Genomic DNA, 10272 nt, shown 5'->3' on the forward strand with positions numbered 1-10272 from the left:
ACTTTAATGGAACTCTGCTTTTTGGTTAACGCAGCGTCCCTTTATTTGATGTCAGTACTGCACTGAAAATCAAATTTAGGAGGAAAAGAAATGGCACATACACATACTGCAGAAGCCCGGACTGGCCTCTTTGGCGGTTTGTTCTCGAACTACGCGGACGCAAAGGTCGAGTTTTTTCGGAGACGCATTTTCTCGAACACGGTGCGTAATCTGGAGAGACTTTCGGATCACCAACTCGCGGATATCGGGATTGATCGGAGCGAGATCAAACAGCGCGCCTATGAGAGCGTTTTCAACGGCGCCCCGCTTCGACATTGAAACAGGGCCCACGACCGTTCGCAAACGCTGTTTTCTTAATGAGTGAGGTAAAGAATATGTTTGATGTCATCCCGCCCGTATATCAGCCAACGCCATCTGCTACAGCTCTGCTGTTGTTTGATCGCGCCATGCGTATCAAGGCCATAAGTCCGGAAATTGTGCGTGCCGCGCAGTATCTGGATGGCTTGAGCGACAATCAGTTGGCCGAGTTGGGCATAAACCGCAGCGATATCGAGGACACGATCAATCGATATATCTGACGCTCGGGCGTCGTAAGGAAAGCCAGGCTTCGAAATGGAAATAATACGAGATTGAAGGCCATTCCAGACATGCTGGGATGGCCTTTTTCTTTTTGCCGGCTGGTTAACTCAGGTGATCCACGATTTGCAGATGCTGCGCGAGCGTGTCGATTTCACCCATCCAGCCTTGCACCAGTTTCGGGTCGCTGGGCGCTGCGTGAACGCCAGCAGGGATGGCGCGGTTCAGGACGGCTTCAACCGCCAGTGAGACCGGTATCGACACCAGACGCGCCATCGCGGTGCCGCGTTCATCGCCCCAGGCGTCCATGACGTAGGTTTTGTTCCAGACCTCAACGCCGTCTTTCTCGGCTTTCAGGCCAACGCACAGAACCACGCGGTCGGGCTCGCCTTCGTCATAGGCGTTTTCGGCCCAGAACTGGTCCGACATCTCTTTCAGACGCGCGTCGCCTTCGGGGCCAGAGAGGGTCTCGATTTCGGTGAACACGTCGGCCCAGGCATCGGTCCAGCCGTTAAGGCGCAGGGTGCCGCGGACGAACTCTTTGACTGGCCAATGATCCTCGAACTGGTATTCGGCCATGAAGGGCAGCGAGTCGCGGTTCGGGTAGACCTCGAAGCTTTCGGGGTTTGGCAGCGGGGCGATGTAGCTGCTGATCGCGTCCCATGGGCGGGCGACGTCCAGCGGGGCATAGTCGCGGATCGATTTTGACGGTGAGCGAAGCGCCTTGAGGACGCCCAAAGGCGACCAGCTGAACTTGTAGCGGAACGGATTCGGGTTCTTGGGGATGCCGCCGCAATACGAGATGAAGCTCAGGTGGTTTTGCGCATCAAAAGCGTCCGAGGCGCGGTAGTCAGCCACCAAAGCATGCGCCATCAGATGGTCGATGCCCGGGTCCAGCCCGACCTCGTTGACCAAAGCCACACCAGCCTCACGCGCCTTTTCGTCCAGCGCGCGCATCTCGGGCGCGATATAGGAGGATGAGACGAAATTTGCCTCTTTCGAGATCGCCAGCTCGGCTAGTGGCACGTGCCAGTCGCCCGGCAGCATGGAAACGATCACGTCGCCTTTCTCCAGCACCGCGCCCAGAGCGTCGATGTCGAAGGCGCGGATGTCGTTGGTCAGGTCTCCGACCTCGGCTTTGGCCTTCTCAACGGTTCGGTTCCAGACGGTGACCTTGTGCCCGCCTTCGATCAGGCGGCGCAGGCCGGGGATGGCCGACAGGCCGGTGCCACACCAGTGAATCGTCATCGCTCAGAGTCCTTCGATATGAGTTTTGTAGGTTTCTTCTGCCCGACCCCAGACGCCGCTGTCCAGATCGGCGAGCGTCAGCAGAGACGGCAGTAGTTGCGCCGCATAGTCTTGCGAGCTTTCGACCGGCAGCATCGAGGGCAGGTTGTCGATGGCCATCACGTCCATCACCGGGTCGGTCGCAACGCGCAGGGCGGGGGCCTCCCACGTGGTGGCACGGTCATAGACCGGGACCGGGTTATAGTCGCTGTCCGGGTCGCAGGCCACGTCGCCGATGGCGGTCAACTTACGCGGCGCGTTCAACGCCTCGCGCGGGACAAAGACCGGCGTGCCGGGGCGCGCGAAAATGCAGTTCAGGAACAGGTCATGGTCCAGGATTTCCGGGAATGGTCCTCCGCTGGCGGTTTCAGCCATGTCCCATTTGGTGACGCTGACACCCATGGCTTCGCACATATCTGCGGCACCTGTGCCAACACGGCCCAATGCGCCGATGACGATGGCACGGGGGCGGTCAGCGCCGGTGGCGTCCAACTCGGCCAGCAATTCGGCGTTCAGGGTGTCTTTGTTGGCATAGACGCCAACGGGCGGGCATTCCTGTCCGCGTTGCTGCGCGGCCCATGTTTTCAGCGTGACCGCGGCACCGGCATAGCCAGCCCAATAGCCAAAGGCGGCGACGCGTCGGCCGTCTACGTCGACCAGATATTCCAGATCATAAAGCGTGCCGCCGCCCGCCTTGAACCGCTCCAACAACGCCCGGCCGGAATGTTGGCCTTTGTAGGCATGGCCGAACATGATGTGGCGATGCGGCAGGGGGGTGCCGTCTTCGGGCAGCTCTTTCAGGCCGAAGATGATCGCGTCCTGCGGGGCCTCGGGCCAGCTGTTTTCAGCCGCGATCTCGCATCCCGCGTCCTTGTAGCCGTCCAGCGGGATGGCACGGACAGAGCTTTCCTCGACCGTCACACGAATACCTGCCGCGATCAGCGCGGCGGCTCCTTCGGGAGTCAGGCCAACCCGTTCTTCGTTCGGGCGCTGTTCTGCCCGGACCCAGAGATGTGTCATTGTCATTCCTTTTGTCAGAGCATTCCGGCGGCATGGGCCGCCTGAACGGAAGGGCGAGCCTCCATCGCCTCGCGGAATACGAGGATTTTGGGGAAGGCCGAGACGTCCACGCCGTCGCCCTCCAGCCAACTGCACACCACATAGAGGTAGGCATCGGCGAGCGAGAAGGCCTCACCCAGAACGAACGGCCCGCGCAGCCCGTTCGATGAGATGTATTTACAGGACGCGGTCATGGTCTGCGCGACCTTGTCCTTCATGTCCTTCCAGCTGGATTTCTTGTCGGCCCAGCGGTGCCCGCGCATCTTGTGGGCATGATTCACATGCATGGTCGAGGCGAGGTAGTACATCAACTCGCGCATCCGCGCGGCCATGACCGGGTCTTCGGGGACCAACCCGGCCTGCGGGGCGATGGTTGCGATATAGTCCAGCAACGCGCCGGTCTCAGTAAGGATACCGCCATCCACCGCCAGCGCCGGAACCCGGCCCTTGGGGTTGATCTGCTTGTAGGCGGGCTTGGTCTGTTCGCCATCGGCAAAGTCCAGTCGGATCGCCTCATAGTCCAGACCGGCCTCCTCCAGCGCAATGGCGACTGCGACAGAGATGGTGCGGGGAGCGTAGTAAAGCTGCATCGGGACCTCGTTACAGATGAGTCTGGGCGAATTGCCGGTCTGGCGCTTCCAGATGCGGGGTCGCGTTGAAGAGAACCGGGCTGAGCTGCGCTCCAATCGGGTGGAGGCGGTGCATCGAGGTGTTCATGATGGCAAGCGCCACCCGCGCCATCGACGGGATATCCAGACCCATCGCCTGCCGCACCACCATCGAGATCAGCCCACCCGACGTGACAACAATGGCTGGCCCGCCCTCGGTTCCGATCTCATGCAGGGCGTCACTGACGCGGGTTTCAAACTGTTCGAAACTTTCGGGCGCATCCCGGATGTCGCCATCGGCCCACGCAGCGAAAGTGCGGGGCAGGTGATCAACAAACCCTTCGCGATCTGTCGGAATCGCCACACCGTGCTGTTCGTGAAACAGTTGCGCCAGGGTGAAATACTCGATCTCATTCAGGCGTGCGTCGCGCACCGGCTCAGGCAGCCCCATGCTGGAGGCCGTTTCAACATGCCGGGTCAGCGTGCCGCAATAGACGCGCGGATAATGCGCCCGCGTGTCGCGCAGATGCGCACCCAGCCAGCGCGCCTGCTGGTGGCCCAGATCGCTTAGCTTGTCATAGTTAACCTCGTCCCGCGCTGCCGTGTTGGCCTGACCGTGACGAACCAGTGTGATATGTGACATGGCGGTCCCTCTTGCTGGCAAGTCTTAGGGCAGGTTCCGGGCCGGGGCCAGAGGGGTTTGGCAAAAATCGAAGGGTGATTGCAGGTTGCCACCTGGGCGCTATGGTTGGCCGCGCAACACGTTGGGGGGAGTTCATGGCAATCAACGAAAACCGCTTTTTGGCCGATCTGCACAAGCTGCGCGAATTCGGTGCCTCGGGCGTGGGCAAAGGTGTCATCCGCCCTGCCTATTCCGAGGCCGACATTGCCGCCCGGAAATGGCTGGCGAACCGGATGGCCGAAGCGGGCCTGACCCCGCAATTTGATCCGGTCGGGAATCTGTTTGGTTTGGCCGAAGGGCCGTCCCTGCTGATGGGGTCACATAGCGACAGCCAGCCCGAGGGCGGCTGGCTCGACGGTGCTTTGGGCGTGATCGCCGCGCTCGAGATTGCGCGCAGCAGCGATCAGCCTGTCTCGGTTGTCAGCTTTCAAGATGAAGAGGGCCGGTTTGGCGTTACCACAGGCTCAGCCATCTGGTCGGGCGGTCTGCCTCTGGATCAGGCGGACAAGCTGACCGACCATGCGGGCATACCCTTCGCTACGGCTCGGGGTGCGATGGGCGATCTGGCCGGGGGCTTTGTCGATCCCACCCGCTTCACCGGCTTCATCGAGATGCATATCGAGCAAGGCCCGACGCTTGATACCCAGAATGAGCAAATCGGCGTAGTCACTGACATCGTTGGCATACGCGATATGGTGGTTCAGTTCGAAGGTCAGCAGAACCACGCGGGAACCACGCCGATGCATCTACGACGCGACGCGTTTCAGGCTCTGTCCGCGTTCAGCACCCGTCTGAACGACCGGTTTCGAAACGTGGTTACGCCGCAAACCGTCTGGACCATTGGGCATGTAGATCTGCACCCAAACGCCTCGTCCATTGTGCCGGGGCGGGTGCGGTTTTCGATGCAATGGCGTGACGGGGATGCCGACCGTTTGGCAAGGATGGAGGAGATCATTCGCGCCACAGCCGCCGAGATCGCCGCAGAGATGGGTATGGGCCTGAGCTACGGCCCGATGCTGGGGTTGGAGCCGGTGGCCATGGACTCCTCGCTCCGAGCTGCGTTGGAGCACGGGGCCGAACAGGTCGCGCCCGGTAAATGGCGCAGGATGCCCTCGGGCGCGCTTCATGACGCTACCAACGTCTCGCGCCTGATGCCGGTCGCCATGCTGTTTGTGCCGTCTATTGACGGAATCAGTCACGATTTCGCCGAGGATACCGCCGAAAGTGACCTGATCGCCGGGCTTCATGTGCTGGATCACGCCGTTCAAAGGCTGCAGCCAAAACCGTAATGAGCTGTGGCGAATACGCAAATTCTCAATTGTCTGCATGACCATAGCCAAACTCCGAGTTGAAAGTGCAGCTTCGCAAATGTGCCAGTTACCAGCGCTGGGAATATCGTCTGTTGCCTAACGGAAAAAAGTTTCCTATAGGAACATTACCGATGCATGCGCTCGTATACATGCCCGCTCTGGCTGCGGTTCTGGGCCGAAACACCAAGGCTGAATCGTTGCATTAGATCCAGCTTGGGGCAAACTTACGGGTATGCGTTCCGACCACTCGATACGAAAAGGTATCTGCCATGACCGACGCACCGAATCGCACTCCACTTTACTCTCTTCACGTTGAGTTGGGTGGAAAGATGGTTGATTTTGCGGGCTGGGAGATGCCTGTTCAGTATCCGTTGGGGATTATGGGGGAGCACAAGCAGTGTCGTGAGAAGGCGGCGGTGTTTGATGTGAGCCATATGGGTCAGGTGATCCTGCGCGGTGAGAATGTGGGCGAGAAGCTTGAGGCGCTTTGCCCGCAGGCCTATGCAACGCTGAAGGAAGGCAAGGCGCGGTACGGGTTCTTTACGAATGAAGACGGCGGGATCATGGATGACCTGATCGTGTCGAACGCGGGGGATCACTATTTTGTGGTGGTGAACGCGGCGCTGCGCCATCAGGACATTCCGCATATGCGCGAGCACCTCGAAGGCGTCGAAGTGACCGAGATATTCGACCGCGCGCTGGTCGCCGTGCAAGGCCCCGCAGCGGAGAACGTTGTGGGTGAGCTTTGCCCGCCCGCCCGCGATCTGAAGTTCATGGAAACCACCGTGGCCGATATCAACGGCGTCGAATGCCGTATCTCGCGCCTGGGCTATACCGGTGAGGACGGGTACGAGATCTCGATCCCAGAGGACAAGGCGATTGAGATCACCCGCGCCTTCCTGGCGCATGAGGATTGTGAAGCGGCCGGTCTGGGCGCGCGCGACAGCCTGCGGCTGGAGGCCGGGCTGTGCCTTTATGGCAATGACATCGACCAGAGCACCTCGCCGATCGAAGCCTCGCTGAGCTGGGCGATCCAGAAGCGCCGCAAGGAAGAGGGCGGGTTCCCGGGGGCCGAGCGCATCCAGAGAGAACTGGCCGAGGGCGCATCCCGCAAGCTGGTGGGCATCAAGCCCGAGGGCCGCGCGCCTGCGCGTCAGGGTGTTGAGATCCAGTGTGCGGAAGGCAATACGATTGGCCAGATCACCTCGGGCGGGTTTGGCCCGACGGTCGGTGGCCCCGTTGCGATGGGCTATGTGTCCGCAGGCCATGGTGAGCCGGGCGAGACCGTCAATCTGATCATTCGGGGCAAGCCACAACCGGCCGAGATCGTGGCGCTGCCCTTCGTCACCCAGAATTACAAGCGTTGAAGTCAGGAGAGAGACAAGATGGCAACCTATTATTCCGAAGAGCACGAGTGGATCGACGTGAATGGCGACACAGCCACTCTGGGCATCACCAAACATGCCGCCGAGCAGCTGGGCGATGTGGTCTTCGTGGAACAGCAGGAAGTGGGTGATGAGTTTGAGAAAGACGGCGAGATCGGTGTGATCGAATCCGTCAAGGCGGCCTCGGAACTCTATGCCCCGGTTGATGGCGAGATCGTCGAGGTCAACGAGGCGCTGGCCGACAATCCTGGCGCGCTGAACGAAGACCCCGAAGGTGAGGCATGGATCTACAAGATCAAGATCACCGACGCGTCGCAGCTGGAAGATCTGATGGATGAGGCCGGCTACAAGGACTTCATCGGCTGATCCAGACCGGAGCCCTGAATGGGGCTCCGCCCGTTCGGGCCGGACCGGCTCGTGATGATGTATCGGGGGCCTGCGTGGTCTCCGCCCGACCTGACTTATTCATAGGAGCGCTGCAATGGCTTTCAAACTGACTGACTACGAAGCCTATGACTTTGCCAATCGCCGCCATATCGGTCCCAGCCCGACCGAGATGCGCGACATGCTCAAGGTGATCGGCTTCAAGACGCTGGACCAACTGATCGACGCCACCGTCCCGCCGGCGATCCGCCAGAAAGAGCCGCTGGACTGGGGTCCGGCAATGACCGAGCGCGATGCGCTGTTCTACATGAAAGAGGTGGCGAGTAAGAACAAGGTTCTGACCTCGCTGATCGGTCAGGGCTATTACGGCACCACCACGCCCGCGCCGATCCTGCGCAACATCCTGGAAAACCCGGCCTGGTACACCGCCTACACGCCCTATCAGCCCGAGATCAGCCAGGGCCGTCTTGAGGCGCTGCTGAACTTCCAGACCATGGTCAGCGACCTGACCGGGCTGGATGTGGCCAACGCCTCGCTGCTGGACGAAGCCACTGCTGCGGCCGAAGCCATGGCGATGGCCAAGCGCGGCGGTCGGTCCAAGGCCAACAACGCGGCGTTCTTTGTCGACAAGAACTGCCACCCGCAGACCATCGCGGTGATCAAAACCCGCGCTGAGCCCCTGGGCATCGACGTGCAGGTGGCCGATCCCGATACGCTGGATGCCGGTGCTGTCTTTGGCGCGATCTTCCAATACCCCGGCACCCACGGCCATGTGCGCGACTTCACCAAGGAAATCGCAGCGCTGCATGAGCACAAAGCCATCGCCATCGTCGCTGCCGACATCCTGTCGCTGGCCCTGCTGAAGTCACCGGGTGAGATGGGCGCGGATATTGCCATCGGCTCGACCCAGCGCTTTGGCGTGCCGATGGGCTATGGCGGCCCGCACGCCGCTTACATGGCGACCACCGACAAGCTGAAGCGGTCCATGCCGGGCCGGATCATCGGCGTCAGCATCGACAGCCGCGGCAACAAAGCGTATCGCCTCGCCCTGCAAACCCGCGAGCAACATATTCGCCGCGAGAAAGCGAACTCGAACGTCTGTACTGCGCAGGCGCTGCTGGCGGTGATTGCCTCGATGTATGCGGTCTATCACGGCCCCGACGGCATCAAGGCCATCGCGCAATCGGTACACCGCAAGACCTCGCGCCTGGCCGCCGGTCTGGAAGAGGCGGGCTTCTCGGTCGAGCCCGAAGTGTTCTTCGACACCATCACCGTTGAGGTCGGCCACCTGCAGAAGACCGTCATGGAGGCCGCCGTCGCCCGGGGCGTCAACCTGCGCAAGGTCGGCGAGACCAAGGTTGGCATCAGCCTGGACGAACAGACCCGGCCCGAGACCATTGAAGCCGTCTGGGGGGCCTTTGGCATCGACAAGACAGACGACAGCTCGAACAAGCAGTACCGCCTGCCGGACTACGCGCTGCGCGAGACGCCGTATCTGACCCACGAGATCTTCCACAAGAACCGGGCCGAGGCCGAGATGACCCGCTATATGCGCCGTCTGGCCGACCGCGACCTGGCGCTGGACCGGGCAATGATCCCGCTGGGCTCGTGCACCATGAAGCTGAACGCCACGATCGAGATGATCCCGGTCACCTGGCCCGAGTTCGGCAATCTGCACCCGTTCTGCCCCGAAGATCAGGCGCAGGGCTATCATGAGATGATTGCCGATCTGAACGACAAGCTGTGCCAGATCACCGGCTATGACGCGATCAGCCAGCAGCCCAACTCGGGCGCGCAGGGCGAGTACGCAGGCCTGCTGACCATCCGCAATTATCACTTCGCCCGCGGCGAAGGGCACCGCAATGTCTGCCTGATTCCGACCTCGGCGCATGGCACCAACCCGGCCTCGGCGCAGATGGTGGGCTGGCAGGTGGTGCCGGTGCAGGCGGATGAGAATGGCAACATTGATCTGAACGACTTCCGCGCCAAGGCCGAGAAGCATTCCGATCATCTGGCCGGTTGCATGATCACCTACCCCTCGACCCATGGCGTGTTCGAGACCACCGTGCAGGAGGTCTGCCAGATCACCCATGACCATGGCGGTCAGGTCTATATCGACGGCGCCAACATGAACGCCATGGTGGGCCTGTCGCGTCCCGGTGACATTGGCGGCGATGTCAGCCACCTGAACCTGCACAAGACCTTCTGCATCCCGCATGGCGGCGGCGGCCCCGGCATGGGTCCGATCGGCGTCAAGGCCCACCTTGAAGAACATCTGCCCGGCCACCCGGAATACGGCACCGCTGTGGGTCCGGTCTCGGCGGCGCCCTTCGGCTCGCCCTCGATCCTGCCGGTCAGCTGGGCCTATGTGCTGCTGATGGGTGGCGCGGGTCTGACGCAGGCGACCAAAGTGGCGATCCTGAACGCCAACTATATCGCGGCGCGTCTGAAGGATGCCTATCCGATCCTCTACACCTCCGAGACCGGTCGTGTGGCGCATGAATGCATCCTCGACACGCGTCCGCTGGACGAGGCAGCGCATGTCACCGTGGATGACGTCGCCAAACGTCTGGTCGACAGCGGCTTCCACGCGCCGACCATGTCCTGGCCGGTGGCGGGCACCCTGATGGTGGAGCCCACCGAGTCCGAACCCAAGGACGAGCTGGACCGCTTCTGCGACGCCATGCTCTCGATCCGGGCCGAGGCGCAGGACATCATCGACGGCAAGATCGACGCGGAGAACAACCCGCTGAAAAACGCCCCCCACACGGTGCGCGATCTGGTCGGCGACTGGGACCGCCCCTACACCCGCGAACAGGCCTGCTTCCCTCCGGGCTCCATGGGCGTCGACAAATACTGGTCCCCCGTCAACCGCGTCGACAACGCATACGGAGACCGAAACCTCGTCTGCACATGCCCACCAATGGAAGCTTACGAAGAAGCCGCAGAATAAAACTAAAAGACCCCGCCGAAAGGCGGGG

10 protein-coding genes are annotated in these 10272 nt (G+C 61.4%); 6 read left to right on the plus strand and 4 right to left on the minus strand.

Going from position 1 to position 10272, the window contains the following annotated elements; translation table 11 throughout:
- The first annotated feature begins 90 nt into the window (after positions 1-90).
- Both ACP15L_RS15760 and ACP15L_RS15765 read left to right on the plus strand, forming a co-directional pair.
- Positions 91-318, plus strand: coding sequence for a DUF1127 domain-containing protein (locus ACP15L_RS15760; protein WP_170473216.1), 228 nt, complete (start codon positions 91-93; stop codon positions 316-318).
- A gap of 56 nt (positions 319-374) precedes the next feature.
- Entirely contained in the window at positions 375-578 is a 204-nt protein-coding gene (locus tag ACP15L_RS15765; protein WP_170473219.1) for a DUF1127 domain-containing protein, read from the plus strand.
- Positions 579-681: 103 nt separating this feature from the next.
- On the opposite strand, the gene ACP15L_RS15770 is transcribed toward ACP15L_RS15765, so the two are convergent.
- The 4 genes from ACP15L_RS15770 to ACP15L_RS15785 are packed head-to-tail and all read right to left on the minus strand — an operon-like array spanning position 682 to position 4173.
- A complete protein-coding gene (locus tag ACP15L_RS15770) occupies positions 682-1824 on the minus strand; it encodes a saccharopine dehydrogenase family protein (protein WP_425084908.1) in 1143 nt (380 codons plus the stop codon).
- Between the two features lie 3 nt (positions 1825-1827).
- On the minus strand, positions 1828-2883 hold the full coding sequence (locus ACP15L_RS15775; RefSeq protein ID WP_425084909.1) for a saccharopine dehydrogenase: 1056 nt from the start codon (positions 2881-2883) through the stop codon (positions 1828-1830).
- A 14-nt stretch (positions 2884-2897) separates the two neighbouring features.
- Positions 2898-3512 (minus strand): glutathione S-transferase family protein, encoded by a 615-nt coding sequence (locus tag ACP15L_RS15780; RefSeq protein WP_425084910.1) that lies wholly within the window; start codon positions 3510-3512, stop codon positions 2898-2900.
- Between the two features lie 10 nt (positions 3513-3522).
- Positions 3523-4173 (minus strand): histidine phosphatase family protein, encoded by a 651-nt coding sequence (locus tag ACP15L_RS15785; protein ID WP_425084911.1) that lies wholly within the window; start codon positions 4171-4173, stop codon positions 3523-3525.
- A gap of 134 nt (positions 4174-4307) precedes the next feature.
- Here ACP15L_RS15785 and ACP15L_RS15790 point away from each other — a divergent pair, with 134 nt between their 5' ends.
- From ACP15L_RS15790 to gcvP, 4 genes are all read left to right on the plus strand, one after another.
- Entirely contained in the window at positions 4308-5501 is a 1194-nt protein-coding gene (locus tag ACP15L_RS15790; RefSeq protein ID WP_425084912.1) for a Zn-dependent hydrolase, read from the plus strand.
- 290 nt (positions 5502-5791) lie between these two features.
- Positions 5792-6889, plus strand: a complete 1098-nt coding sequence (gene gcvT, locus ACP15L_RS15795) for a glycine cleavage system aminomethyltransferase GcvT (RefSeq protein WP_425084913.1) — start codon at positions 5792-5794, stop codon at positions 6887-6889.
- Positions 6890-6907: 18 nt separating this feature from the next.
- A complete protein-coding gene (gcvH, locus tag ACP15L_RS15800) occupies positions 6908-7273 on the plus strand; it encodes a glycine cleavage system protein GcvH (protein WP_170381008.1) in 366 nt (121 codons plus the stop codon).
- A gap of 115 nt (positions 7274-7388) precedes the next feature.
- Complete coding sequence (gene gcvP / locus ACP15L_RS15805) at positions 7389-10244, plus strand: aminomethyl-transferring glycine dehydrogenase (protein WP_425083765.1); 2856 nt, start codon at positions 7389-7391, stop codon at positions 10242-10244.
- Positions 10245-10272 lie beyond the last annotated feature (28 nt).

Source organism: Ruegeria profundi (assembly GCF_049800715.1).
Taxonomy (GTDB): domain Bacteria; phylum Pseudomonadota; class Alphaproteobacteria; order Rhodobacterales; family Rhodobacteraceae; genus Ruegeria; species Ruegeria profundi_A.

Excerpts from the sequence above, each read along its gene's own strand:
- ACP15L_RS15770 (WP_425084908.1), bottom strand. The coding sequence starts at position 1,824 with ATGACGATTCACTGGTGTGGCACCGGCCTGTCGGCCATCCCCGGCCTG.
- gcvP (WP_425083765.1), top strand. The coding sequence starts at position 7,389 with ATGGCTTTCAAACTGACTGACTACGAAGCCTATGACTTTGCCAATCGC.
- gcvH (WP_170381008.1), top strand. The coding sequence starts at position 6,908 with ATGGCAACCTATTATTCCGAAGAGCACGAGTGGATCGACGTGAATGGC.
- ACP15L_RS15790 (WP_425084912.1), top strand. The coding sequence starts at position 4,308 with ATGGCAATCAACGAAAACCGCTTTTTGGCCGATCTGCACAAGCTGCGC.
- ACP15L_RS15775 (WP_425084909.1), bottom strand. The coding sequence starts at position 2,883 with ATGACACATCTCTGGGTCCGGGCAGAACAGCGCCCGAACGAAGAACGG.
- gcvT (WP_425084913.1), top strand. The coding sequence starts at position 5,792 with ATGACCGACGCACCGAATCGCACTCCACTTTACTCTCTTCACGTTGAG.
- ACP15L_RS15780 (WP_425084910.1), bottom strand. The coding sequence starts at position 3,512 with ATGCAGCTTTACTACGCTCCCCGCACCATCTCTGTCGCAGTCGCCATT.
- ACP15L_RS15785 (WP_425084911.1), bottom strand. The coding sequence starts at position 4,173 with ATGTCACATATCACACTGGTTCGTCACGGTCAGGCCAACACGGCAGCG.
- ACP15L_RS15760 (WP_170473216.1), top strand. The coding sequence starts at position 91 with ATGGCACATACACATACTGCAGAAGCCCGGACTGGCCTCTTTGGCGGT.
- ACP15L_RS15765 (WP_170473219.1), top strand. The coding sequence starts at position 375 with ATGTTTGATGTCATCCCGCCCGTATATCAGCCAACGCCATCTGCTACA.